The following is a 24351-nucleotide window of genomic DNA, read 5'->3' on the forward strand; positions in this document are numbered from 1 at the left end:
CCGCACCAGGAAGCAGCCGACATCCCGCCCCTGCACCTGCGGCAGTATGTCGCCATGCCCGAACGCATGCGGACCGACGGGAACATCCTCGCAATGCCAGATGCCCGGATAGGGACAAGGCTGGCCCGAGACGGCCCGCATGCCCGGCGGCGGCTGTTCAGTCCATTGCCATTGCACTGGAAGTGCCATCGACCAGGGGAAGCGGTTCGCCTTCCATAACGCGTCGCAGGCTCGCCGCTGGCGGCGGCGAGGAGGCCGGCGGTACTCCCCCATCTTCTTGGGCAGCCAGAAGTAGAGCTATGTGGCCATGGCCAGCCGCTGATCGTGTCTATCTCTTGAGACGCGGTGGCTTGAAGGAAAGGGGCTGATGAGCATCGATAGGGGTTCCGATGGGGGCGCTATTCGAAGAGCGGCAGATCGGTGGGGGCAACGGGAATGCGCGGCATTTTTTCGAAGAGGTCGAGAGACCAGGCATTCAGTTCAGGGCTGCGATAGGCTGGGCCGGTAAAGCGGTGCTTCCCGGCCTTCACAATGAGGCTGCCCGGCATGCCCAATTCGATATTCCCGCCGGCGATCCTGCCCTGCCCTGGAGACTATCGCCGTGCAGGAGGGTGCTGCCCTCGTGGGGCATGGCAGGCCATCAGGCAGTGCGCGTGGGGGCCGGACTCTTCCGGCCGCGCGGGACACGGTAGGGCCGGCAAGCGAACCCGCCGGCCGCGGACGGTGAGAGCCCGGGATCAGGCTTCCTGCGGCTTGCGCCAATCGTCGGAGGCTTCGGTGCCGGCGATGGCGTGGGTCCAGGTGATCTTGCGGTAGGCCATGGAGACTTCGATCAGCTGGGTGTATTCGGCCTTGCTGGCATCCTGCGCATGCGGCATCACGGTGACGATGTCGACCACGGTGGCGTCTTCCAGTTGGGTGGTGAAGAAGTGCTCCTGCTTGCCTTCGGTGGAGGTGCGGTACCACTTCACCTCCACCTTGGGCAGCATCTCGCCTGAGGCCAGGGCCTGGTACATCAGCGGCGTGGCCTTGTTCAGGGCGCTGGTGAAGATGAAGGGCTTGTGCACCCGCTGGCCGGAGGGCTGGCCACTTTGCGGGTCGGTGGGGGTGGCGATGCGGTGCTTGATTTCCTGCACCAGGATCTCGTCTTCATGGCCTTCGACGAAGACGTTGCCGACCGAGTCGGCAGTGAAAGCGCCCTGGGTGATGTTGCCCTGGGTCTTGCCCTGGATGCTGATGTACGCGGGTGTTGGCATGGTGTTCTGTCCTTGATGAATGGGAGCGAGGAGCCGCTGGCCCTGCTGCCGCAGAAACGGCGCCATCATCAATGCAATACGCGTACCAGATTAATTCCATAGACATTAAAAGCCATACTTTCCGCGGCTGTCCGACCCAACATCACGCTCGCGGCGGAAGGCGGAAGGCCCAATCGCCGCCCGGACGGTGCCCAGCAGATGGCGAGGCGAGCGAGGGTTTGCCCACCCTCGGGACAAGGCGCTGATACTTATGGGAAAAACTCTGGGCAACTCCTTGCCCACCCGGGCAAGGAGTTGCCCAGGCGCCTTCCCTGGCTGCACCAGGCCGGCCAGCTTCTCGCTCCCCCTAGCTCCGCCGGAAAAGAAACAGGCCCCGGCAGGAGAACCTGCCGGGGCCTGCCTTCAGCGCAAGAAGCGCCCGGGTCAGCGCGCCGCTTCGGCGACGAAGATCTCCACCCGCCGGTTCATCGCCCGGCCAGCAGCGGTGGTGTTGTCCGCCACCGGTTCGCGCGAGCCGCGGCCGTCGATGCTGAAACGGTTGCTGGCAACGCCGCGATCCACCAGGTAGTCGCGCACCGCGGCGGCACGGTTCACCGACAGGGGGTTGTTCACCGCGTCGCTGCCGGTGCTGTCGGTATGGCCGACGATGCGCACCGTGGTCACCGTGTGCTGGGTCAGGCTGGAAGCGAAGCGATCCAGCACCGCCCGCATGTTGGGCTTGATGTCGTAGCGGCCGGTATCGAAGGACACATCGCTGGGGATGTCGAGCTTGAGTTGGTTGTCGGTAGTCTGCGAGACGCTGACGCCGGTGCCCTGGGTGGCGCGCTCCATTTCAGCCTTCTGCGCCTGCATGCGCTGCGACCACAGGTAACCGCCACCGGCGCCGATGGCCGCGCCCGCCGCAGCGCCGATGGCGGTGGCTTCACCGCGGTTGCCCTTGCCCGAGGTCGCCCGCCCCAGCACTGCACCGGTTACCGCTCCGATGGCGGCACCGGTGCCGGTGTCGCGCTGGGTTTCGCTCATGCCGGCGCAGCCGTAGAGGCCACTGGCGGCGAGGGCGATGCAGGTGAGGCTGAGTATGGTTTTCTTGATCATGGCGGATACCTCCGTTCTTGTTCGGCTGGGGTGGATCATTGTAGGGGGCGGGCGTAAGCGGCCTGCCTCACCCTACAGCACCGAGTGCAACAAAGGGTGACCAGTTCCTCGCTCTTCAGCCGCGCCAGGCGTTGAACAGCGCGTATCCGGCCCCCGTCAGCAGTAGTGAGCCGACCACGTGCACCACCAGATAGGCACCGAACCAGGCCCAGTCGCCGCGCTGGGCGAGCATGAAGCCTTCGGCGGAGAAGGTGGAGAAAGTGGTGAGGCCGCCGAGAAAGCCGGTGGTGAGCATCAGCTTGATCGCCGGCGGCAACTCTGGCCAGCTATGCACCGCGCCCAGCACCAGCCCCATCAGCAGACCGCCGAGCAGGTTGGCCGCCAGGGTGCCGAGCGGAATGGGCGCGAACAGGGCATTGAGCAGCATGCCCAGTCCCCAGCGCAGCCAGGCGCCACAGGCTGCGCCGATGCCGACGGCAGCGAAAGCGGTGAGATTCATCGAGGCTCCGGGAAACGGTGGAGATGCAAAGGGATGGCGCAATTTACCACCACCGTCCGGGCGGGAGCCGGGGCGGCCGGCTACCGCGGGATTCTCCGATGGGACCGTCACGGACCACCCCAGGCGCCCTCGGCGCAAACAGCTCTGAGGTGCCTCCCGCGCCGGCACCTCAGCCCGCCGGCCCGGTGAACTCCCGCCGCAGTTGATCGCCGAAGCCGCGCATGTCCGCCCCACTGGGGTGCTGGAACACCCGCAGGCCGAACTCCGGCAGGATGGCCAGCAGGTGGTCGAAGATGTCCGACTGCGTGCCTTCGTAGGCCACCCATGCCGTGGTGTTGGCGAAGCAGTACAGCTCCAGCGGCAGGCCGTCGGAGGTAGGGGCGAGCTGGCGCACCATCAGCGTCATGCCCTGGTGCACGCCGGGATGGCGCCGCAGGTAACGCTCCACGTAGGCGCGGAAAGTGCCGATGTTGGTAACCCGGCGGCGGTTCACCACATCGCGCTCGCCGCCGGGCAGGCTGGCGTTCCAGGCTTCCAGTTCCGCCTCCTTGGCCGGCAGGTAGCCGTCCAGCAGGGCGAAGCGGTCCAGCCGGCGGCGCTCCTCGTCGGTGAGGAAGCGGATGCTGTGCTGGTCGATGAACAGGCTGCGCTTGATGCGGCGCCCGCCGGACTCCCGCATGCCGCGCCAGTTGCGGAAAGAGTCGGAGATCATCCGCTTGGTCGGGATGGTGGTGATGGTCTTGTCCCAGTTCTGCACCTTCACCGTGTGCAGGGCGATGTCGATGACGTCGCCATCGGCGTTGACCTGCGGCATCTCTATCCAGTCGCCGATGCGCACCATGTCGTTGGAGCTGAGCTGCACGCTGGCCACCAGCGACAGCAGCGTGTCCTGGAAGATCAGCAGCAGCACCGCGGCCATCGCCCCCAGGCCGGAGAGCAGGATCAGTGGCGAGCGGTCCACCAGGCTGGCGACGATGAGGATGGCCGCCACCACGTACACCACGATCTTCAGCACCTGCACATAGCCCTTGATCGGCCGCAGTTGGGCGTCCGGCCGCCGCTGGTAGAGCACGTTGACCAGGTTGAGCGCATTGCCCAGCGCCAGCGCCACCGTGAGCACGATGAAGGCACTGCTGACGTTTTCCACCACGGTGACAAGCGCCGGCGGCAGGTTGGGCACCGCCTTCGTGCCCAGCGCCAGCACCAGCGCCGGGATGACGTTGGCCAGGCGGCTGACGATGCGGATGGGCGCCGCCTCCGGGTCGCGCGCCAGCGATGAGCCGTCGTCCAGCATGCGGCGCAGGCCGCGCAGCAGGATGTGACGGGTAAGCCAGTTGGCCAGCCAGGCGAGCAGCAGCAACGCACAGCTGGCGGCGACGGCGTAAGCGGCGGGGCGTTGCGCCAGCCAGGCCTGCAGCAAGGCGAAATCCTCGGTCATCGGTACTCCGGTCGGCGCCGCCGGCAGGACTCACCAGGCCCGCGATCGCGCAGCGACCCGGCCCGCCCGCGGCGGCAGGAAAAACATTGGGGCCAAGATTATAGCCAGCCCGGCCCCGCCACCCGGCGTCGGTCCTTGGCCCCGTGCCACCGCGCAAGACTGCCGCCGGGCGTCCGGCGGCCGGAGGCGATCGGCTACAATTCCCGCCATTCGCAAATCCGGCGCCCCCGCGCCCGCCCAGACTCCTCCAATCCGATGAATCCAAACGACAAGAAGGAAGGCGCCGTCGCGCCGAGCAACTTCATCCGCAACCTGATCGACGAGGACAACCGCGCCGGCAAGTGGCAGGGCCGCGTGGAGACGCGCTTCCCGCCCGAGCCCAACGGCTACCTGCACTACGGCCACGCCAAGTCCATCTGCCTCAACTTCGGCCTCGCGGAAGCCTACGCCGGCGCCTGCCACCTGCGCTTCGACGACACCAACCCGGAGAAGGAAGAGACCGAGTACGTCGACGGCATCATCGAAGCGGTGAAGTGGCTGGGCTTCGACTGGGGCAAGCACCTGTACTACGCCTCCGACTACTTCGACACCATGTACCAGTGCGCGGTCTCGCTGATCCGTGCCGGCAAGGCCTATGTAGACGCCCTCTCCGCCGACGAGATGCGCGCCCTGCGCGGCACCCTCACCGAGCCGGGCAAGGACAGCCCCTGGCGCAACCGCAGCGTGGAGGAGAACCTGGACCTCTTCGCCCGCATGCGTGCCGGCGAGTTCGCCGAGGGCAGCCTCGCGCTGCGTGCCCGCATCGACATGGCCAGCCCCAACATCAACCTGCGCGACCCGGTGATCTACCGCATCCGCAAGGCGGCCCACCACCGCACCGGCGACGCCTGGTGCATCTACCCGCTGTACACCTTCGCCCACCCGATCGAAGACGCGATCGAGAACATCACCCACTCCATCTGCACCCTGGAGTTCGAGGACCAGCGCCCCTTCTACGACTGGCTGCTGGACGCCCTCGCCGAGGCCGGCCACTTCCCGCGCCCGCTGCCGCAGCAGATCGAGTTCGCCCGCCTCAATCTCACCTACGTGGTGCTGTCCAAGCGCAAGCTGATCCAGCTGGTGGAGGAAGGCCATGTGGATGGCTGGGACGATCCCCGCCTGCCGACGCTGATCGGCGCCCGCCGCCGTGGCTTCACGCCGGAGGGCTTCCGCCTGTTCGCCGAGCGCATCGGCGTGTCCAAGTCGGACTCCTGGATCGACATGAGCGTGCTCGAGGAGAGCATGCGCGAGCACCTCAACGAGGCCGCCGAGCGCCGCGTGGCCGTGCTCGATCCGCTGAAGCTGGTGCTCACCAACTACGCCGAGGGCGCATCCGAGCTGTGCCAGGCGCCCAATCATCCGCTGAAGCCGGAGCTGGGCAAGCGCGACATGCCCTTCGGCCGTGAGCTGTGGATAGAGCGCGAAGACTTCATGGAAGAACCGGTGAAGGGCTTCCACCGCCTCTACCCCGGCAACACCGTGCGCCTGCGCTACGGCTACGTGGTGAAGTGCACCGGCTGCGACAAGGATGCCGACGGCAAGGTCACCACCGTCTACGCCGAATACATGCCCGACTCCAAGTCCGGCACCCCCGGCGCCGACAACTACAAGGTGAAGGGCAACCTCCACTGGGTTTCCGCCGCCCACGGCTATCAGGCCGAAGTGCGGCTGTACGACCGCCTGTTCGCCTACCCGCACCCCGGCCAGCGCCGCGAGGGCGATGCCGAAGGACTGGAGCGCAGCTTCCTAGACGACATCAACCCGGACTCCCGCCGCGTCATCACCGCCTGGCTGGAACCCTCGCTGAAAGGCGCGGCGGCAGAAGACCGCTTCCAGTTCGAGCGCCACGGCTACTTCGTCGCCGACCGCCGCGACTCCACCGCCGGCGCGCCGGTGTTCAACCGCACGGTGACGCTGAAGGACTCCTGGGCCAAGAGCGGCCGCTGAGGCCGCGCACAAGCAGGCTCAACGCCCCGGCCGCGGCAGGAATGCAAGGCAGCACGCATTCCCGCCGCGGCCTTGCTGCGTCTGGCGGCCCCACCGTGGAAGGGGAAACGCGCTCCGGCGGCGACCCTCAAGCAAGGTGGCGCCATGCCGCCGGCAAGCCGGCATTAGAATGCCAGGCGGCGTACAAGCCATGAGCGGGTGACCTGGCGGGGAAGCGCCCTGCCCGCTCCCGGCGCGAAGCGCAAGCGCCCGCCAGATCCGCAGCACCACCTCCGGGCCGCAAGCCCGGCACATCCGCAAAGCCTCTCGCCATGCCCATCCTTCGCCGCCTGCTGCCCTATGCCCTTGCCGCCGCCCTGCTCCTTCTCGCCGGCTGGTGGCTGTCACGACCGCAACCGGTTGCGGTGGTCGTGCATGAAGTCGGCCGCGGACCGGTGGAAGCCACGCTCTCCAACACCCGCGCCGGCGAGATCGAGGCCTGTCAGCGCACCCGCATGTCCACCATCGTTGGCGGCCGCATCGACGACCTGCTGGTCAAGGAAGGCGACCGCGTGCAGGCCGGCCAGGTGCTGATGCGGCTGTGGAACCGCGACCTGGACGCGCGCATGGCGGTCAATCGCGCCCAGCTCGGTGCCGCCCGCGAACGCCAGCGCGAGGCCTGCAGCCTGGCCGCCAACGCCGAGCGCGAGGCCGAACGCCAGGCCACGCTGGTGCAACGCGGCTTCGTCTCCGCCAGCGTGGAGGAAAAGGCCCGCACCGAAGCCCGCGCCCGGCGGGCCACCTGCGCTGGTGCCGCCGCCGACATCGCCACCGCCGAAGCCCAGCTCGCCGCTACCGCCACCGATCGCGAACGCACTGTGCTGGTGGCGCCCTTCGCCGGCACGGTGGCCAAGATCACCGGCGAGCTCGGCGAATACGCCACGCCCTCGCCGCCTGGCGTGCCCACCCCGCCCGCCATCGACCTGATAGACGACAGCTGCCTCTATGTGAAAGCGCCGATGGACGAGGTGGACGCCCCGCGCATCCGCCCCGGCCAGCCGGTACGCATCAGCTTCGAGGCCCTGCCCGGCCGCCACTTCGCCGGCACGGTGCGTCGCATCGCGCCCTACATCACCGCAGTGGAAAAACAGGCGCGCACGGTGGAGGTGGACGTGTATTTCGACCAGCCGGACGAAGCCCGCGGCCTGCTCGTCGGCTACAGCGCCGACGTCGAGATCGTGCTCGACCACCGCTCCGACGTGCTGCGCATCCCCACCGCCGCGCTGCGCGAAGGCAACAAGGTGCTGGTGCTGGGCGCCGACGGCGTTCTCGCCGAGCGCGGCCTGCGCACCGGCCTCGCCAACTGGGAGCAAACCGAGGTGCTGGAGGGCCTGGCCGCCGGCGATCTCCTCGTCACCTCGCTGGAGCGGGCCGGCGTCGCCGCCGGAGCGCATGCGGTCGCCGAGGCGGCGACCGCCGGCCACTGAGCGCGCCGCCATGGCCCAGATAGAGCTGGCCGGCATAGACCGCAGCTTCACCGTCGGCGACAGCCGCGTCCATGCGCTGAGCGCGCTCTCCCTCGCCATCGAGGCCGGCGAATACGTCGCCATCATGGGCCCCTCCGGCTCCGGCAAATCCACCCTGCTCAACCTGCTCGGCCTGCTGGACCGGCCGGACGCCGGCCACTACCGGCTGGAAGGCCGAGACGTCACCACCCTGAGCGCAGACGAACAGGCAGCGGTGCGCCGCAGCCGCATCGGCTTCGTGTTCCAGAGCTTCCACCTGGTACCGCGCCTCAGCGCCGCCGAGAACATCGCCCTGCCGCTCACCCTGGCCGGCATCGCCCCGCCCGAGCGGGAGCGGCGGGTAGCGCGCGCGCTGCGCGACTTCGGTCTGGAGGAGCGCGCCCGCCACCGGCCGGACGAACTCTCCGGCGGCCAGCGTCAGCGCGTCGCCATCGCCCGCGCCACCATCATGCAGCCGGCGCTGCTGCTCGCCGACGAACCCACCGGCAACCTGGACCGCCACACCGGTGAGGAAGTCACCCAGCTGCTGGAAGCGCTGAACGCTGCCGGCACCACGCTCATCGTCGTCACCCACGACCCGGCCATGGGCCGCCGCGCCCGCCGCCAGCTGATGATGGAAGACGGCCGGCTGAAGTCGGACAGCCGGCGGCAGGCCGGACCGGCGGACGAATCACACACGGCCCCAGGATCAGCCCCTTGAGCCCGGCCGACACCCTGCGCTTTGCCGGCCGCGCCGCCTTCGCCTACCCGCTGCGCACCGCGCTGATGGTGCTGGCGATGGCCATCGGCGTGGCGGCGGTAGTGGTGCTCACCGCGCTGGGCGATGGCGCCCGCCGCTACGTGGTCGGCGAGTTCGCCTCGCTGGGCGCCAACTTGGTCATCGTGCTGCCCGGTCGCAACGAAACCGGCGGCGTCAATGCCGGCAGCTTCATCACCAACACCCCGCGCGACCTCACCCTGGCCGACGCCAGCGCGCTGCTGCGGGCGCCGCTGGTGAGCCGGATCGCGCCGCTGTCGGTCGGCAATTCGGAGATCGCCGTCGGCGGCCGGCTGCGCGAGACCATGGTGCTGGGTACCACCTCCGATTACATCGACGTACGCCACCTCGCCCTCGCCGAAGGCCGCTTCCTGCCGCAGGAATCCTTGGGGCACGCCAGCGCGGTGGCGGTGATAGGCGGCACCTTGAGGCGCGAGCTGTTCGGCAACGAAGCGGCGGTCGGCCGCATGATCCGCGTCGGCGACACCCGGCTGCGGGTCGTCGGCGTGATGGCCGCCTCCGGCCAGGGCCTGGGCTTCAATACCGACGAGTTGGTCATCGTGCCGGTGGCCACCGCCCAGGCCATGTTCAACACCAACACCCTGTTCCGCATCATGGTGGAAGTGCGCGGCCGCGACGCGCTGGTGCCGGCGCAGCGGCAAATGGAAGACATCCTGCGCAGCCGCCGCGAGGGCGAGCTAGACGTCACCCTGATCACCCAGGACGCGGTGCTCGGCACCTTCGACCGCATCCTCGGCGCCCTCACCCTCGCGGTCGCCGGCATCGCCGCCATCAGCCTGGCGGTGGCCGGCATCCTGGTGATGAACGTGATGCTGGTGGCGGTCACTCAGCGCACCGGAGAGATCGGCCTGCTCAAGGCCCTGGGCGCTACCGGCGGCGACATCCGCCGCGCCTTCCTCGTCGAGGCGGCGCTGCTGTCGCTGGCCGGCGCGCTGGCCGGCTACGGCCTCGGCCAGCTCGGTGCCTGGGGCATACGCCTGGCCTACCCGGTGCTGCCAGCCTGGCCGCCCGACTGGGCAGTGGCCGCCGGCCTGGGCACCGCCCTGTTCACCGGCCTGCTGTTCGGCGTGCTGCCGGCGCGCCGCGCCGCCCGGCTGGACCCGGTGCAGGCGTTGGCCAAGCGCTAGGCGGGGGACATGCGCTGGGCCGACCTCTTCCAGCTTTCGCTGCGCGCCCTGAGCGCCCAGCGCCTGCGCAGCTTCCTCACCCTGCTCGGCATCGCGGTAGGCATCGCCGCGGTGATCCTGCTCACCGCCATCGGCGAGGGGCTGCACCGCTTCGTGCTGCAGGAATTCACCCAGTTCGGCACCAACATCATCAAGGTCACCCCCGGCCGCCTGGGCGCCCGCGGCGGCCCGCCCGGCCTGCCCTCCACCACCCGCGAGCTGACGCTGGACGATGCCGCCGCGCTGGCGCGGGTGCCTTTCGTCACCGGCGTCACCCCGGCGGTGTCCGGCAACTCCGAGATCCGCGCCCAGGGCCGGGTGCGCCGCACGCTGGTGATGGGCGTGGGGCCACAGATGGACCGCATGTTCGCCATGAAGGTGCGCAGCGGCCACTTCCTGCCGCCGGACGAAGCCGCCAGCGCCCGCGCGCTGGTGGTGCTGGGCGCCAAGCTGAAGCAGGAGCTGTTCGGCGCCGGCAACGCGCTCGGCCAACGGGTGCAGATCGGCACGGAACGCTACCGGGTGATCGGGGTCATGGAAGCCAAGGGCCAGTTCCTCGGCGTGGATCTGGACGACACCGCCTACATCCCCACCGCACGGGCGCTGGCGCTCTACAATCGGGACGGGGTGATGGAGATCAACCTCACCTACGAGGAAGGCGTTCCCGCCGCCCGCGTGGCGGCGGAAGTGAAGCGGCGCATGGTAGACCGCCACGGCCGCGAGGATTTCACCCTCACCACCCAGGAAGACATGCTCGCCAGCCTCTCCAACATCCTCGACATCCTCACCGCCGCGGTCGGCGTGCTGGGCGGCATCTCGCTGCTGGTGGGCGCGGTGGGCATCGTCACCATCATGACCATCGCGGTGGCCGAGCGCACCGGCGAGATCGGCCTGATGGTGGCGCTGGGCGCCACCCGCCGCGCCATCCTCGGCCTCTTCCTCGGCGAAGCGGTGGCGCTGGCGGCGCTGGGCGGCCTGCTCGGCCTCGCCATCGGCGCCGGCCTCGCCCAGCTCGCCGGCCTGCTGCTGCCGGCGCTGCCGGTGAGCACACCCTGGCATTTCGCCCTGCTGGCAGAAGCGCTGGCAGTCCTCATCGGCCTGGTCGCCGGTGTGATGCCGGCGCGCACTGCCGCCCGTCTCGATCCGGTGGAGGCCCTGCGTGCCGAATGAGACCAGGCGCCGGCTGGCGCCGCTCCCCCTTCTACGGCAGCGCATCGCCGCAGCGCTGCCCGCCCTGCTCATCGCCACCGCCGCGCTGCTGCCGCTCGCCGCGGAAGCCGCGCCCGCGCCGTGGTACCAGTGGCGCAGCAAGCTCAACAACCAGACCATCTGCGCCCAGGCTTCGCCCGGCCCCGGCTGGGAGCGCGAACGCAACCGCGGCCCCTACACCGGCAACCGCTGCGACCGCCTGCTGCCGCCGCACAAGCTTCCTGCCCAGCCGCCCCCGGATCGGGTTGCGCCAGGTCAAGGAAGCTAGCTTTCCCCCGGTACGCCCCGCCACCTAGACCTAGAGTGGGATTGAAGGCGCGGGAATGAACGCACAGCGGGTTTCCGGGCGGAACTACGCCTTCCCGAACACCTTCCGGCAGCAGCGCCCACCGCGACCGCCGCCGACCGACAACCCTGCCCGCCAGCGCCCGGGGCAGGCGGAGGAGACCGCCATGTCCTTCTTCGACTCCCCCATAGGCCGCTGCCCCGTCGTACGGGAGATGGTGCTGCTGGATGAAACCCAGGCCGAATGCGCCCGTGAACACGAGTGCCCGCCCGGCCAGGTCTGCCCGCTGGAGGAATGCTTCACCCGGGTGAGCGGCCGCGCGCCGGATAGCATGGAGATTCCCGCCACAGCACCGGCCACGCCCGAGGCGCGCAAAGCTGCGCCTCAGAAACCCTCATCCTCGCGCAGGTAACGCCACTGGCCGAGCGGCAGATCGCCCAGCCGCACCCGGCCGATGCGCACCCGCTTCAGGCCCACCACCTTCAGGCCGACCAGTTCGCACATGCGGCGGATCTGGCGCTTGCGGCCTTCGCGCAGCACGAAGCGCAGTTGATCGTCGTTGATCCACTCCACCTCTGCCGGGCGCAGCGGCTTGTCGTCCAGCGACAGGCCGTGGCGCAGCAGCGCCAGGCCGTCCGGCAGGAGTTCGCCTTCCACCCGCACCAGGTATTCCTTCTCGATCTTGGAGTTCTCGCCGATCAGCATGCGGGCAACCCGGCCATCCTGCGTCAGCACCAGCAGGCCGGTGGAGTCGATGTCCAGCCGGCCGGCCGGCGCCAGGCCTTTCAACTGGGAATAGTGGAAGCGCTGGGCGGTATCGCGGTCGAACTGGTTGTCGCCACCGATCAGCGACACCGCCGGCTCATAGCCCGGCTCCGGCTGGCCGGACACATAGCCGACCGGCTTGTGAAGCAGGATGGTGACGCGCTGCGCCTGCTGCATCTTCGCCTCGGGCGCCAGATCCACCCGGGCATCCGGCGAGATCCGCGTGCCCAGCTCGGACACCCGGCGGCCATCCACGAACACCCAGCCGCGCTCTATCAGTTCGTCCGCCTCGCGCCGGGAACAGATGCCCCGCTCCGCCATGACCTTGGACAGGCGCACGCCCTCCGCCTCGCCTTCCTCACGCTGCACCGCCGGGCGCTGCGGCCTGGTGGCGGCGGCTGACTCGGCATGCGGTTCGGCCGCCTGGGGCCGCTTGGCGAAAGGCTGGTCCGCCTTACGCTCATACCCGGCCTCCGGGCGCGCCTTGGGCCGGCGCTCCCCACCCGCAGCAGCGCGGTCAGAACCGCCAGCACGCTGCTCACGTTCGAAACGCGGACGACGCTCGTCGCCACCGAAACGGCTGCGGCCATCCTCACGTTCGCCACGGCTTCGTCCCGCCTGTTCACCGGCTGCACCGCGACCGTCCTGACGCAGCGGACGACTGGCGCGCTCATCGCCACCGAAACGACTACGGCCTTCTTCGCGTTCGCCGCGCCCACGCCCGGCGTACTCTCCAGATGCGCTGCGGCCTTCCGGGCGCCCGGGGCGGCTGGAACGCTCATCACCGCCGAAGCGGTTACGGCCTTCTTCGCGGTCGCCACGGCCGCGCCCTGCCTGCCCTCCCGGCGCCCCACGGCCCTCCGGGCGCGCCGGGTGATTGGTGCGCTCGTCACCACCGAAACGGCCACGGCCTTCCTCGGCGGAGCGGCTGGGGCGCTCTTGCCATCCCCCGCGGTTACGATTCTGCTCATCCGCCGGACGACGCCGATCTTCCTGCTGGTCGAACCGGCCACGGCCTTCGCCCCGCGGCGGGCCGCTGCGCTTGTCGTCACGCGCGAAACGCTCGCGGTCGTTGCGCTCGCCACGGTCACCAGACTCCCGCCGGCCACGCGGCGCGCCTTCAGCGCTCCGGTTGTCATCACGAGCCGGCCGCGGGCGCTCGCCCCAGGCGGAATCGCGCTGCCGCGGCGAGGCATCACCGCCACGGGAAAAGCCACGCTCCCTCGGGCCTTGCTCCCGCTCGCCACTTCTTTCCTGCCACGGCCGCTTGCCGGCAGGTGCATCCGCATCCCGCGGACGGCCGAAACGCGGCCGTTCTTCATTCGTTTGCTCACGCTCGCCCCGACCACCGGAGCCGAAGCGGCCACGGCCTTCGGATGGCGCGGAATCGCGGCGCGGGCCATCGGAGCGGAAACCCTCGCTCCACTCACGGCCATGGCCCCCATCCTTGCGCTCATCGCCACCACGGCGCTCATTCGCGCCCGCGGTACGACGCGGAGCGCGGAAGTCGCCCTCCGCATCACGCCGGGGGCCACGCGGGCGTTCACCACCGGCTGCGGCACGATCACCACCGCGCGGCCCACGCCGGCCGGCATCGGCATCAGAGAAATCGCGTCCCCTGCCCGGCTTCGCCTCGCCCCGCTTGTCCTCGCCTCGACCCTCGGCCCTGCGCTGGTTGCGCGCGGGCGCGGCGCGCCCACGGGCCGGCTTGTCGCCAGCGGCCCTGGCTTGCGAGGGCGCGGCGCTGTTGTCGGATTCCGCCGGGTCAGTGGCAGGCTTGCGGACCTTGAGCGTACCGGCAATGCGGGACGGCACCGGCTGGGGTGGATTACGGCGTACGGATGTCACGGGGAACCTCGGCGCGCCGGACGGCGCGGTGGGAAGAAACGGCCGCAATTATGCGCCCTCGGGCTGCTGGCGGCGAACGAAACGGTCACGCCTGCAAGGAAAAACGGGGAGCCCGCGGGCTCCCCGTTCCAGTTCGCAGCAGTTCCGCGCTAGAGGATCTGGAAAGCGAGGATGGCGACGATGGTGGGCGGCAGCGCAGTGACGAAAAGCCCCAGCGGGTTGATCGCCTCGTCGTCGAAGTGGCCGCGCAGGATGGCGAAGCCCGCCGGGTTGGGCGCGTTGGCGATCACGGTGAGGCCACCACCGGTGACAGCGCCGGCCACCAGCGAGTACTTGAAGGCCTCGTCCACACCCTCCACCAGCGAGCCGAGGTAGGTTAGCGCAGCGTTGTCGGTGATGGCGGTCAGCGCGGTGGCGCCGAAGTAGAGCGCGGTGGTGTCCATGCCGGCGAGCACGTCCTGCAGCCACCACTGCTGCTGCGCGCCGAGCGTGACCAGGCCGGCGAGGAAGAAGCCGACCATCAGGCCTTCGCGCAGCATCAGCCTGTCGTGGTAGTGCTTGTAGCCTTCGGCCACGCCGAGGAAGAGCAGGAACAGGCCGACGAAGACCGTCGGATGGTGGGCGAAATAGACGATGCCGACGAGGAAGAGCACATGCAGCAAGATCAGCATGCGCGGCACGGTGCGCTGGCCGGCGCTGGCATCCACCTCCAGCGTTTTCAGTTCGCGGGCGAACAGCAGGGTGGCGATACCGGCGTTGATGAAGACCGCGATCGCCGCCTTCCAGCCGAAGTGGCCGAGCATGTACCACAGGTCCCAGTTCCACTTGGCGGCCACCATCAGCACCGGCGGCGCGGCGAAATGGGTGAGCGTGCCGCCGATGGAGACGTTGACGAAGAGCGCGCCCAGGGTCACGTACTTCAGCCGGTGGGAAATGCCTTTGGCGTAGAAATTGTCGCGCAGCATCAGCGCCGCCAGCGTCATCGCCGCCGGCTCGGTGATGAAGGAGCCCAGCAGCGGCAGCACCGACAGGCAGACGAAGTAGAAGGCCAGCCCGTCCTGCAGCGGGATGTAGCGCGCCAGCGCCCGCGCGCCGACCTTGCACAGTTCCAGGATGGGCCGGCTGGCAGCCACCACCATGATGACGAAGACGAAGGCCGGCTCGGTGTAGTTGAGCCCGTCAAGGTAGCTCGCCGCCTCGCTGGCGCCGCCGCTGAAGGCCATGAACATCAGCAGTACGAAGGCCCAGAAGCCGAACACCACCTCCACTTCGCCCAGCAGGTGCCAGATGCCGGAGTGCTTGGGCTGGAGGTGGGCGAGGCGCTCGAAGTACTTGGTGAGGAAGGTGTGGGCGACGGCGATGGCGAACAGCGCCGTGCCAACGATCTGCAACACGCTGGGGGTCATGCGGAGTCCTTGTAATTTCTTGTTTCGGGGGCCTGGAAGCGCCCGAATATAGCCGATCCGCCGGCGGCCGCCTTGGCAAAAAACCAGCAGCCAGCGCCGGTGGCGCCGCCCGCTTCAGGCGAGGCGGTTGCGCGGCTCGCCGGCGGCATAGGCCTCGATGTTGCCGATGGCCTGCGCCGCCAGCGCCTCCATGGCGCCTTGGGAAGCCCAGGCCACGTGCGGGGTGATGATGAGGTTGGGGATGTCGTCCGCCAGCAAGGGGTTGCCGTTGCGCGGCGGCTCGGCCGAAAGCACGTCGGTAGCGGCGCCGGCGATCACCCTCGCGCGCAGGGCCTCGGCCAGCGCTTGCTCGTCCGCCACGCCGCCGCGGGAGGTGTTCACCAGCACCGCGGTGCGCTTCATCGCCTGCAGTTCTGCCTTGCCGATCAGGCCGCGAGTGGCCACATTCAGCGGGCAGTTGAGCGACAGCACGTCCGCCTGCGCCAGCACCTGGTCGAAGGCGGTGTAGCCGGGGCGCAGCGACGCCGCGCCCTTGTGCTCGGCGTAAAGGATGTTCATGCCGAAGGCGCTGGCCAGCCGGGCGACGCCCTCGCCCAGCCCGCCGCGGCCGATGATGCCCAGGTTGGCGCCGTGCAGGTCGCCTATCGGGTGGTCGAAGAAGCAGAAGTTCTCCGCTCTCGCCCAGCGGCCGTTGCGTACATCCGCAGTGTAGGCGAGCAGGTTGCGGCGCAGCGCGAGCATCAGCATCAGCGCATGTTCGGGCACGGTGTGCACCGCATAGCCGCGCACGTTGGAGACGACGATGCCGCGGGCACGGCAGGCCTCCAGATCCACGTTGTCGGCGCCGGTGGCGGCAATGGCCACCATCTTCAGCCGCGGCAGGCGGGCTATGACTTCCGCATCCAGCTTCGCCTTGTTGACGATGGCAACGTCGGCCTCCAGCAGCCGCGGCACCAGTTCGGCAGCGGGGGTGGCTGGATACTCGGTCCACTCGTGTTCCAGGGCCGGGCGCGGAAAAGGCACGCCCACCGCATCGCGCTCCAGGCAGACGATGGCCAGACTCATATGCAGTACTCCAGGTTGATGCGCGGATTGCTTCAGCCGCCGCGCCGGCAGGGAGGCCGAAACGCCCGGCCGGCGGGCCGGGGTGACGCTCGTTTCACTAGGCGAAATCACGCCGGGGCTTTACCATTCGCGGGTCACGCAACCCCGCAAGGCACAAGTGTCCACCAAGACGACAACCGCCGCCAACGGCGCGGAAGCCAAGAGCCCCATCCAGGTCATCGAGCGCATGATGAAGCTGCTCGATGTGCTGTCCCATCATGCCGATCCGGTGCCGCTGAAGCAGCTGGCGCTGGAAACCGGCCTGCACCCTTCCACCGCCCACCGCATCCTCGGGGCGATGACGCAGAGCGGCTTCGTCGAGCGCGGCGATGCCGGCGTCTACCGGCTGGGCATCCGCCTGCTGGAACTGGGCAGCCTGGTGAAATCGCGCATCTCCCTGCGCGAAACCGCGATGCCGGCGATGCTGAAGCTGCATGCCGCCACCGGCGAGAGTGTGAACCTGGGCGTGCGCGACGGCGACGAGATCGTTTATGTGGAGCGGACGTCCAGCGGCCGCTCCTCGGTGCGGGTGGTGCACATCGTCGGCGCCCGCGCGCCGCTGCACACCACCGCCACCGGCAAGCTCTTCCTGGTGGAAGACGGCCTGGAGCGCATCCGCGACTACGCCAAGCGCACTGGCCTGCCGCCTTCCACCGCCGCCTCCATCACCCAGTTGCCGGCACTGGAGCGGGAGCTGGACAAGGTACGGCGCCACAGCGTGGCCTTCGACCTGGACGAGGTAGAGGCCGGTGTGCGCTGCATCGCCGCCGGCATTCGCGACGACGGGGGCGACCTGGTCGCCGGCCTGTCGCTGTCCACGCCTTCCGAGCGCTTCAACCCCGACTGGGCACCGCTGGTGCGGGAAACCGCCGAGCAGATCTCGCGCGCGCTGGGCTACAGCGGAGCGGACAAGCCCCGCTGAGCATGCTTGGGTTGAGGCTGGCCCCAGAATGCAAAACGCCGGACACTGTCCGGCGTTTTGCATTCTGGGGCGCACGCCTGCCCATCAACTGGAGTGGCCCCCGGCAGCGATCACGAAGCGTTCGCCGCCCGCCGCCTCCAGCCACTTGCGCACGCGCTGGGCGTCGGCAGTGCGGGTGTAGCGGCCGACCGAGTCCATCAGCACGATGACCACCGGCTGCTTGTGCATCCAGGCTTTCATGACCAGGCAACGGCCGGCTTCATTGATATAGCCGGTCTTGGACACGGCGATCTCCCAGTCCGGACTGCGCACCAGGCCATTGGTATTGCCGAAGCGCAGGCTGCGGCCCTTGATGTCCACGTAGCGTTCTGACGTAGTGGAGAACTCCCGGATCAGCGGGTAGGAGGACGCGGCCTCCACCATCTTGGCCAGGTCCCGCGGGCTGGAGACGTTGGCCGGCGTCAGCCCGGTGCTGTCATGGAAGCGGGTGTCCCACATGCCCAGCAGGCGGGCCTTCACATTCATCGCCTCGACGAAGGCCGGCATGCCGCCAGGGTAGTGGCGGGCCAGCGCCGAGGCCGCCCGGTTCTCGGACGACATCAGCGCCAGGTGCAACATCTCCTCGCGCGTCAGCCGGGTGCCGAGGGACAGCCGGGAGCCGGTGCCCTTCAGCGTATCGATGTCCGCCTCGGAAATGACCAGTTCCTCGCTCAGGCTCTGGCCGGCCTCCAGCACCACCATGGCGGTCATCAGCTTGGTGATGGAAGCAATGGGCACGATGGACGCGCTGTTGCGCTCCAGCAGCACATTGCCGGTTGCCTCGTTCAGCACGTAGAAGGCGGAGGAACGCAACTGCGGATTGCCATGAGCGTCCAGCGTCAGTTCGCCCTCGTCGGCCGCCGGAGCCACCGGCGTGCGCTTGATGGCAACCTTGCGTGCGGTGGCGGTGGTGTTCTTGGCCACCGCCTTCCGGGGAGCCGGTTTGGCTACCGCTTTCTTGACCGCGGTCTTCTTCGCTGCCGGCTTGCTGGCAGTGGCCGAGGCGGCATGAGCGCCGCTGATGCCGACCTGGGCCACCGAGAGGCCAAGCAGGAAGGCAATGAGGATTCTTGGTTTCATGTTCGGCGCTTCACGAAGATTCGTGATGTAATTTTTAACAAAAATAAACAGATATCAAGTTTTTTTGAAGCACTTTCGAAAAAGCGGCTTACCGACTGTCACATTAACGCCCGGGTTTACCCCGACGATGACACGACTCGCGGGAATTCTCCCGTGCCTCCCGTCACGGCCGATCCAGGCGGAGAAAAGCCGCCACCTCTTCCCGCCGCGCCAGGGTGTCGGCGTGGCCGAGCGCCATCAGCGCACCGGTGTATTCCGGCTCGAACAACAGGTAGGAGAGCAGCGTGGAGCCATCCCGGCGCATCACGCCCATGCTGCTCAGCACCGCGCGCAACAGCGGCGGCAGGCAGTGGCGATGGCGGCTGGCGATGGTGTCCAGCCGCTGCGAGGGCGAAATCACCAGCGTCTCGATGGGCCTCAGGCTGACGCCGGCGGCGGCCCGCTGCGCCGGGGTGAAGGCATTGAGCGTGGCGTTGATGCGCGTCATCCGCTCCAAGTCCATCGCCAGGCTGTCGAGAAAGATGCTGGACATGGCATGGCCTGCCACCTGGGCCGGCGAAGGATAGTGCTCGGTACGCTGCCGCCCCTCTTCCGCCAGCCGGCCTGCACCGATGACCAGGATGCGGTCCGCGCCCAGGTGGATGGCCGGGCTGATGGGCGCCAGCTGCCGCATCGAGCCATCGCCGAAGTACTCGCGATTGATCCGCACCGCCGGGAATACGAAGGGGATGGCGCTGGTCGCCATCAGGTGCTCCACCCCGAGCAGGGCGCGCACGCCGACGCGCTGCGCGCGCCGCCAGGGCTGCACGCTGGGCGCAGCTTCGAAGAAAGCCAGGCTTTCGCCGGAGGTGTAGCCGGAGGCAGTGACGCTCAGCGCATGCAGGGTACCGGCGGCGATGGCGCGGTCGATGGCGGAGAAATCCAGCGCCCGCTGCAGCAGGTCGCGCAGCGGCTCGTTGTCCAGCAGGGAGCGCGGCGTCTGCCGCACCGCCCAGCCAGTGAGGAGGGCGGAGCCCCAGCGCAGGCCGCTGCCGAGCAGCGCCAGCGGATCGACGCGATAGACCTGGTGAACGCGGAAGTTGCGCCAGATCCAAGCCAGGCGCCGCACCGCGCGGTCGAAATCGGCCGAATACACCGCCAGCGCGGTGGCGTTGATGCCACCGGCCGAGGTGCCACACAGGATAGGGAAGGGATTGCCCGGACGTGGGCCGCGGATTTCGCGGATCGCGGCGAGCACGCCGACCTGGTAGGCCGCGCGCGCGCCGCCACCGGTCAATACCAGCGCCGCCCGCCCGTCCGCCTCCCCAACCACCCGCTCGCCCATGCCGCGCCCTCCACAAGGGCGCGATCTTGGCATAAGCGTGCGGACGGGGAAACGGCATGTCCGCGCGCGGGCGTCAGGCGCCGGGCTGGCCGGCTTCGACCACCGTGAGCGCGGTCATGTTGATGATGCGTCGCACGGTGGCCGACGGCGTGAGGATGTGTACCGGTTTGGCCGCCCCCAGCAGGATGGGCCCCACCGTCATGCCTTCGCCCGAGGCGCTCTTGAGCAGGTTGAAGGCAATGTTGGCGGCATCCAGCGTCGGGAAGATCAGCAGGTTGGCGTCTTCGCGCATGCGGGCATTGGGGAAGATTTGGGTACGCAGCTTGGCGTCCAGCGCCGAATCGCCATGCATCTCGCCCTCCACTTGCAGGTCCGGATGGCGCTCGTGCAACAGGCGCAGCGCGGCGCGCATCTTCTCGGCGGTGGGCGAATCCGCCGAACCGAAGGAGGAATGCGACAGCAGGGCGACACGCGGCTCGACGCCGAAGCGCTTCATCTCCTCGGCGGCCAGGCAGGTCATCTCGACGATCTGCTCCGGCGTCGGGTCGTAGTTCACATAGGTGTCGGCGAGGAACAGGGTGCGTTCCGGCAGGCTGAGCACGTTCAAGGTGTAGCAGTGGTTCACCCCCGGACGCCGGCCAAGCACCGCCTCGACGAACTCCAGGTGCAGCCGGTGCATGCCATAGGTGCCGCAGATGAGGCCGTCGCCGTAACCGAACTTGAGCAGCAGCGAGCCGATCAGCGTGGTGCGGCGGCGCACTTCCTTCTTGGCGTACTCCACCGACACGCCCTGGCGTTCCATCAGCTGGTGGTAGTGGGTCCACAGCTCCTTGAAGCGCGGGTCCGACTCGGGATTGACCAGCTCGAAGTCGGCTTCCGGCTGAATGCGCAGGCCGAAGCGGGCAATGTTGTTGGCCACCACTTCCGGCCGGCCGATGAGGATGGGGCGCGCCATGCCCTCGTCCACTACGGTCTGCACCGCGCGCAGCACCTTCTCGGACTCACCTTCGGAGAAGATGATGCGCTTGGGCGCCATCTTGGCGGCGGCAAACACCGGCTTCATCAACAGGCCGGAGTGCCAGACGAAGTTGTTCAGCTGGCTGCGGTAGGCGTCCCAGTCGGTGATCGGCCGGGTAGCGACACCGGAAGCAACCGCGGCCATGGCCACCGCCGGAGCGATCTTGACGATGAGGCGCGGATCGAAGGGGCGCGGAATGATGTATTCCGCGCCGAAGCCGGACACCTTCTCGCCATAGGCGGCGGCAACGATGTCGCTCTGCTCGGCGCGGGCCAGTTCGGCGATGGCGCGCACCGCAGCGAGCTGCATCTCGTCGGTGATGGTGGTGGCGCCCACGTCCAGCGCGCCGCGGAAGATGAAGGGGAAGCAGAGGACGTTATTCACCTGGTTCGGATAGTCCGAACGACCGGTGGCGATGATGGCGTCGTCGCGCACCGCCTTCACGTCCTCCGGCAGGATCTCCGGCGTCGGGTTGGCCAGCGCCAGGATCAGGGGCTTGGCGGCCATCTTCGCCACCATCTCGGACTTCAGCACGCCGCCGGCCGACAGGCCGAGGAACACGTCCGCGCCGTCGATGACTTCGGCGAGCTTGCGCGCGTCGGTCTTCTTCGCGTAACGCGCCTTGATCGGGTCCATCAGCGCAGTCCGGCCCTCGTACACCACGCCTTCGAGGTCGGTGACCCAGATGTTCTCCACCGGCACGCCCAGCTTCACCAGCAGCCCCAGGCAGGCGAGCGCGGCGGCGCCGGCGCCGGAGGTGACCAGCTTGACCTTCTTCAGGTCCTTGCCCTGCATCTGCAGGCCATTGAGGATGGCCGCGCCGACCACGATTGCAGTGCCATGCTGGTCATCATGGAAGACCGGGATCTTCATCCGCTCGCGCAGCTTGCTCTCGATATAGAAGCACTCCGGCGCCTTGATGTCTTCCAGGTTGATGCCGCCGAAGGTGGGCTCCAGCGCGGCGATCATGTCCACCAGCTTGTCCGGGTCGGGCTCCGCCACTTCCAGGTCGAACACGTCGATGCCGGCGAATTTCTTGAACAGCACGCCCTTGCCTTCCATCACCGGCTTGGCCGCCAGCGGGCCGATGTTGCCCAGGCCCAGCACCGCAGTGCCGTTGGTGATGACACCGATGAGGTTGGAACGGGCAGTGAGAGTGGCGGCCTCGGCGGGATCCTCGACGATGGCGTCGCAGGCGGCGGCAACCCCGGGGGAATAAGCCAGCGACAGGTCGCGCTGGTTGGAGAGGACTTTGGTCGGCGTCACCGAGATCTTGCCGGGACGAGGAGTGCGGTGGTAATCGAGCGCTGCCGCGCGTATCAGTTCATCCATGACGCTGTCGAATTCTCGCTATTTTGGTTGTGGTGTAGCCGGGTCCCTGCACCCTGGCGAGCAGCCGAAGGCTAGCGCAACGTGCGCGAAACGCAACATCGCGGGGTACGCCCCCGGATCGGGGAGCCCCTGTCGCGGGAAGGGACAAGCCTGGTTACAAAGGCTGGCGTACTCCCCTCTTCGGCGCCCGTGGCATAATATTAGGCTTTCGCCGACTGCGGTTTACCCTAGTATTTTCCGCAGCACACCTGCAGCAGATTCGGCGCGATAACACAGTGGGACGGCGACCGGCACGCCGGGCCGCCCTACAAACCGCCGGCGATAGAAACGACCCGTCGAGGAGGAGGGGCCGGCCGGTGGGAAGAGTTTTTTGCTTCCGCTACCAGGAGAGCCTCACACTATGACTCAAAGCTACGCCGACGCTGCCATTGCGGCCGCCCCCACCTATGTCCGCCATGAAGGGCTGAAGAAGTGGGTGGCCGAGATCGCCACCCTGACCCAACCCGAGCGGGTGGTGTGGTGCGACGGCTCCCAGGAGGAATACGACCGCCTCTGCGCCGAAATGGTCGAATCCGGCATGCTGATCAAGCTCAACCCGGAAAAGCGCAAGAACTCCTACCTCGCTTGGTCCGACCCCTCCGACGTCGCCCGCGTCGAAGACCGCACCTTCATCTGCTCCAAGGACAAGAACGACGCCGGCCCCACCAACAACTGGGAAGATCCGGACACCATGCGCGGCACGCTGAACGGCCTGTTCCAGGGCTCCATGCGCGGCCGCACCATGTACGTGGTGCCCTTCTCCATGGGCCCGCTGGGCAGCCCGATCGCCCATATCGGCGTCGAGATCTCCGACAGCCCCTACGTGGTCACCAACATGCGCACCATGACCCGCATGGGCAAGGGCGCCATCGAAGTGCTCGGCACCGACGGCGAGTTCGTGCCTTGTGTGCATACCGTCGGCGCGCCGCTGGCGCATGGCGAGAAAGATAGCCGCTGGCCGTGCAACCCCACCACCAAGTACATCGTCCATTTCCCGGAAACCCGCGAGATCTGGTCCTACGGCTCCGGCTACGGCGGCAACGCCCTGTTGGGCAAGAAGTGCTTCGCCCTGCGCATCGCCTCCACCATGGCGCGCGACGAAGGCTGGCTGGCCGAGCACATGCTGATCCTCGGCGTGGAATCGCCGGACGGCGAGAAGACCTACGTCGCCGCCGCCTTCCCGTCCGCCTGCGGCAAGACCAACTTCGCCATGCTGATCCCGCCGCAGAGCTTTGGCGGCTGGAAGATCACCACGGTCGGCGACGACATCGCCTGGATCAAGCCGGGCAAGGACGGCAAGTTCTACGCCATCAACCCGGAAGCCGGCTTCTTCGGCGTCGCCCCGGGCACCAGCGAAAAGACCAACTTCAACGCCATGGCGACGCTGAAGGAAAACATCATCTTCACCAACGTCGCGCTCACCGACGACGGCGACGTGTGGTGGGAAGGCATGAGCAAGGAAGCCCCCGCCCACCTGATCGACTGGCAGGGCAAGGACTGGACGCCGGAGATCGCCAGGGAAACCGGGCGCAAGGCCGCCCACCCGAACTCGCGCTTCACCGCGCCGGCCGGCCAGTGCCCGTCCATCGACCCGACCTGGGAAGACCCGGCTGGCGTGCCCATCTCCGCCTTCATCTTCGGCGGCCGCCGCGCAACCACCGTGCCGCTGGTGTACCAGGCCTTCAACTGGAACTTCGGCGTCTACATGGCCGCCACCCTGGGCTCGGAAACCACTGCCGCCGCCTTCGGCGCCCAAGGCGTGGTCCGCCGCGACCCCTTCGCCATGCTGCCCTTCTGCGGCTACCACATGGGCGACTACTTCAACCATTGGCTGAAGATGGGCCACGTGGTCGAACAGACGCCGAAGATCTTCTGCGTGAACTGGTTCCGCATGAACGAGAAGGGCGAGTTCATGTGGCCCGGCTTCGGCGAGAACATGCGCGTGCTGAAGTGGATCGTGGACCGGGTGCGTGGCCGCGTCGCCGCCAAGGAAACCAACCTCGGCTGGATGCCCAAGTTCGAGGACATCGACTGGAGCGGTTCCGAAGTCACCGCCGAGCAATTCAATGCGCTGACCCAGGTGGATGTCGACGCCTGGAAGAGCGAACTCGCCCTGCACAAGGAATGGTTCGACAAGCTGCAGGATCGCCTGCCGCGCCAGCTCACCCTGAAGCGCGAACTGTTCGAACTGACGCTGGCCGAGTAAGCCGCGTCTTCGCACCGGCGGCCTCGGGCGCCGGTGCAGCCTGCCCGCCC

General features: G+C 68.4%; 21 protein-coding genes. 10 read left to right on the forward strand and 11 right to left on the reverse strand.

Translation table 11 applies throughout. The features are described 5' to 3' along the window. Positions 1-398 precede the first annotated feature (398 nt). From GRF61_RS13425 to GRF61_RS13445, 5 genes are all read right to left on the reverse strand, one after another. Entirely contained in the window at positions 399-548 is a 150-nt protein-coding gene (locus GRF61_RS13425) for a hypothetical protein (RefSeq protein WP_169151154.1), read from the reverse strand. A 189-nt stretch (positions 549-737) separates the two neighbouring features. Further along, on the reverse strand, positions 738-1256 hold the full coding sequence (locus tag GRF61_RS13430) for an Hcp family type VI secretion system effector (protein WP_169151155.1): 519 nt from the start codon (positions 1254-1256) through the stop codon (positions 738-740). A 423-nt stretch (positions 1257-1679) separates the two neighbouring features. Next, the gene (locus GRF61_RS13435; protein WP_169151177.1) at positions 1680-2348 is read right to left on the reverse strand and encodes an OmpA family protein; all 669 of its coding nucleotides are present in this window, start codon (positions 2346-2348) and stop codon (positions 1680-1682) included. A gap of 118 nt (positions 2349-2466) precedes the next feature. Further along, complete coding sequence (gene crcB / locus GRF61_RS13440) at positions 2467-2850, reverse strand: fluoride efflux transporter CrcB (protein WP_169151156.1); 384 nt, start codon at positions 2848-2850, stop codon at positions 2467-2469. Positions 2851-3019: 169 nt separating this feature from the next. Then, positions 3020-4288 (reverse strand): mechanosensitive ion channel family protein, encoded by a 1269-nt coding sequence (locus GRF61_RS13445; protein WP_169151157.1) that lies wholly within the window; start codon positions 4286-4288, stop codon positions 3020-3022. A gap of 255 nt (positions 4289-4543) precedes the next feature. On the opposite strand from GRF61_RS13445, the gene GRF61_RS13450 reads away from it, so the two are divergent. The 7 genes from GRF61_RS13450 to GRF61_RS13480 all read left to right on the forward strand — a co-directional run bounded on the left by GRF61_RS13450 (position 4544) and on the right by GRF61_RS13480 (position 11630). Further along, entirely contained in the window at positions 4544-6274 is a 1731-nt protein-coding gene (locus GRF61_RS13450; RefSeq protein WP_169151158.1) for a glutamine--tRNA ligase/YqeY domain fusion protein, read from the forward strand. Between the two features lie 311 nt (positions 6275-6585). Continuing rightward, a complete protein-coding gene (locus GRF61_RS13455) occupies positions 6586-7740 on the forward strand; it encodes an efflux RND transporter periplasmic adaptor subunit (RefSeq protein WP_169151159.1) in 1155 nt (384 codons plus the stop codon). Positions 7741-7750: 10 nt separating this feature from the next. Then, entirely contained in the window at positions 7751-8479 is a 729-nt protein-coding gene (locus tag GRF61_RS13460) for an ABC transporter ATP-binding protein (protein ID WP_169151160.1), read from the forward strand. Next, positions 8476-9684 carry an ABC transporter permease gene (locus GRF61_RS13465; protein ID WP_169151161.1) on the forward strand — a complete coding sequence of 403 codons (1209 nt, stop codon included), beginning with the start codon at positions 8476-8478 and terminating at the stop codon, positions 9682-9684. Before GRF61_RS13460 ends, GRF61_RS13465 begins: the two co-directional genes overlap by 4 nt. Positions 9685-9693: 9 nt before the next feature. Beyond that, positions 9694-10893, forward strand: a complete 1200-nt coding sequence (locus GRF61_RS13470) for an ABC transporter permease (RefSeq protein ID WP_169151162.1) — start codon at positions 9694-9696, stop codon at positions 10891-10893. Then, the gene (locus GRF61_RS24585; RefSeq protein ID WP_211165948.1) at positions 10883-11200 is read left to right on the forward strand and encodes a hypothetical protein; all 318 of its coding nucleotides are present in this window, start codon (positions 10883-10885) and stop codon (positions 11198-11200) included. Before GRF61_RS13470 ends, GRF61_RS24585 begins: the two co-directional genes overlap by 11 nt. A 184-nt stretch (positions 11201-11384) precedes the next feature. Beyond that, the gene (locus tag GRF61_RS13480; protein ID WP_169151153.1) at positions 11385-11630 is read left to right on the forward strand and encodes a hypothetical protein; all 246 of its coding nucleotides are present in this window, start codon (positions 11385-11387) and stop codon (positions 11628-11630) included. On the opposite strand, the gene GRF61_RS13485 is transcribed toward GRF61_RS13480, so the two are convergent. Then, positions 11603-12352: a pseudouridine synthase gene (locus tag GRF61_RS13485; RefSeq protein WP_348982395.1), complete on the reverse strand. Its 750-nt coding sequence runs from the start codon at positions 12350-12352 to the stop codon at positions 11603-11605. The two genes, GRF61_RS13480 and GRF61_RS13485, sit on opposite strands and share 28 nt — an antisense overlap. Before the next feature lie 39 nt (positions 12353-12391). On the opposite strand from GRF61_RS13485, the gene GRF61_RS24800 reads away from it, so the two are divergent. Beyond that, positions 12392-13984, forward strand: a complete 1593-nt coding sequence (locus GRF61_RS24800; RefSeq protein ID WP_248281234.1) for a hypothetical protein — start codon at positions 12392-12394, stop codon at positions 13982-13984. Here GRF61_RS24800 and GRF61_RS13490 read toward each other — a convergent pair. Beyond that, positions 13981-15237 (reverse strand): putative Na+/H+ antiporter, encoded by a 1257-nt coding sequence (locus GRF61_RS13490; RefSeq protein WP_169151163.1) that lies wholly within the window; start codon positions 15235-15237, stop codon positions 13981-13983. The genes GRF61_RS24800 and GRF61_RS13490 overlap by 4 nt on opposite strands. Positions 15238-15351: 114 nt before the next feature. Continuing rightward, complete coding sequence (locus GRF61_RS13495) at positions 15352-16302, reverse strand: D-2-hydroxyacid dehydrogenase (protein ID WP_169151164.1); 951 nt, start codon at positions 16300-16302, stop codon at positions 15352-15354. 226 nt (positions 16303-16528) lie between these two features. Between GRF61_RS13495 and GRF61_RS13500 the strand changes: the two genes are divergently transcribed. Next, positions 16529-17263, forward strand: a complete 735-nt coding sequence (locus tag GRF61_RS13500) for an IclR family transcriptional regulator (protein WP_211165950.1) — start codon at positions 16529-16531, stop codon at positions 17261-17263. 84 nt (positions 17264-17347) lie between these two features. Here GRF61_RS13500 and pbpG read toward each other — a convergent pair whose 3' ends face one another. The 3 genes from pbpG to GRF61_RS13515 form a co-directional block, all read right to left on the reverse strand. Continuing rightward, positions 17348-18382: a D-alanyl-D-alanine endopeptidase gene (pbpG, locus tag GRF61_RS13505; protein WP_169151166.1), complete on the reverse strand. Its 1035-nt coding sequence runs from the start codon at positions 18380-18382 to the stop codon at positions 17348-17350. 163 nt (positions 18383-18545) lie between these two features. Beyond that, on the reverse strand, positions 18546-19706 hold the full coding sequence (locus GRF61_RS13510) for a patatin-like phospholipase family protein (RefSeq protein WP_169151167.1): 1161 nt from the start codon (positions 19704-19706) through the stop codon (positions 18546-18548). A 73-nt stretch (positions 19707-19779) separates the two neighbouring features. Continuing rightward, complete coding sequence (locus tag GRF61_RS13515) at positions 19780-22056, reverse strand: NADP-dependent malic enzyme (RefSeq protein ID WP_169151168.1); 2277 nt, start codon at positions 22054-22056, stop codon at positions 19780-19782. 400 nt (positions 22057-22456) lie between these two features. Here GRF61_RS13515 and GRF61_RS13520 point away from each other — a divergent pair, with 400 nt between their 5' ends. Further along, complete coding sequence (locus GRF61_RS13520) at positions 22457-24301, forward strand: phosphoenolpyruvate carboxykinase (GTP) (RefSeq protein WP_169151169.1); 1845 nt, start codon at positions 22457-22459, stop codon at positions 24299-24301. Positions 24302-24351: the final 50 nt, after the last annotated feature.

This window comes from Azoarcus sp. TTM-91, from assembly GCF_012911025.1.
Lineage (GTDB): Bacteria > Pseudomonadota > Gammaproteobacteria > Burkholderiales > Rhodocyclaceae > Azoarcus.

What these genes read in the sequence shown, in the direction of transcription:
- GRF61_RS13425 (WP_169151154.1), bottom strand. Translation starts at nt 548, where the DNA reads ATGCCGGGCAGCCTCATTGTGAAGGCCGGGAAGCACCGCTTTACCGGC.
- GRF61_RS13430 (WP_169151155.1), bottom strand. Translation starts at nt 1,256, where the DNA reads ATGCCAACACCCGCGTACATCAGCATCCAGGGCAAGACCCAGGGCAAC.
- crcB (WP_169151156.1), bottom strand. Translation starts at nt 2,850, where the DNA reads ATGAATCTCACCGCTTTCGCTGCCGTCGGCATCGGCGCAGCCTGTGGC.
- GRF61_RS13445 (WP_169151157.1), bottom strand. Translation starts at nt 4,288, where the DNA reads ATGACCGAGGATTTCGCCTTGCTGCAGGCCTGGCTGGCGCAACGCCCC.
- GRF61_RS13450 (WP_169151158.1), top strand. Translation starts at nt 4,544, where the DNA reads ATGAATCCAAACGACAAGAAGGAAGGCGCCGTCGCGCCGAGCAACTTC.
- GRF61_RS13455 (WP_169151159.1), top strand. Translation starts at nt 6,586, where the DNA reads ATGCCCATCCTTCGCCGCCTGCTGCCCTATGCCCTTGCCGCCGCCCTG.
- GRF61_RS13460 (WP_169151160.1), top strand. Translation starts at nt 7,751, where the DNA reads ATGGCCCAGATAGAGCTGGCCGGCATAGACCGCAGCTTCACCGTCGGC.
- GRF61_RS13470 (WP_169151162.1), top strand. Translation starts at nt 9,694, where the DNA reads ATGCGCTGGGCCGACCTCTTCCAGCTTTCGCTGCGCGCCCTGAGCGCC.
- GRF61_RS13480 (WP_169151153.1), top strand. Translation starts at nt 11,385, where the DNA reads ATGTCCTTCTTCGACTCCCCCATAGGCCGCTGCCCCGTCGTACGGGAG.
- GRF61_RS24800 (WP_248281234.1), top strand. Translation starts at nt 12,392, where the DNA reads ATGCGGTTCGGCCGCCTGGGGCCGCTTGGCGAAAGGCTGGTCCGCCTT.
- GRF61_RS13490 (WP_169151163.1), bottom strand. Translation starts at nt 15,237, where the DNA reads ATGACCCCCAGCGTGTTGCAGATCGTTGGCACGGCGCTGTTCGCCATC.
- GRF61_RS13495 (WP_169151164.1), bottom strand. Translation starts at nt 16,302, where the DNA reads ATGAGTCTGGCCATCGTCTGCCTGGAGCGCGATGCGGTGGGCGTGCCT.
- GRF61_RS13500 (WP_211165950.1), top strand. Translation starts at nt 16,529, where the DNA reads ATGATGAAGCTGCTCGATGTGCTGTCCCATCATGCCGATCCGGTGCCG.
- pbpG (WP_169151166.1), bottom strand. Translation starts at nt 18,382, where the DNA reads ATGAAACCAAGAATCCTCATTGCCTTCCTGCTTGGCCTCTCGGTGGCC.
- GRF61_RS13510 (WP_169151167.1), bottom strand. Translation starts at nt 19,706, where the DNA reads ATGGGCGAGCGGGTGGTTGGGGAGGCGGACGGGCGGGCGGCGCTGGTA.
- GRF61_RS13515 (WP_169151168.1), bottom strand. Translation starts at nt 22,056, where the DNA reads ATGGATGAACTGATACGCGCGGCAGCGCTCGATTACCACCGCACTCCT.
- GRF61_RS13520 (WP_169151169.1), top strand. Translation starts at nt 22,457, where the DNA reads ATGACTCAAAGCTACGCCGACGCTGCCATTGCGGCCGCCCCCACCTAT.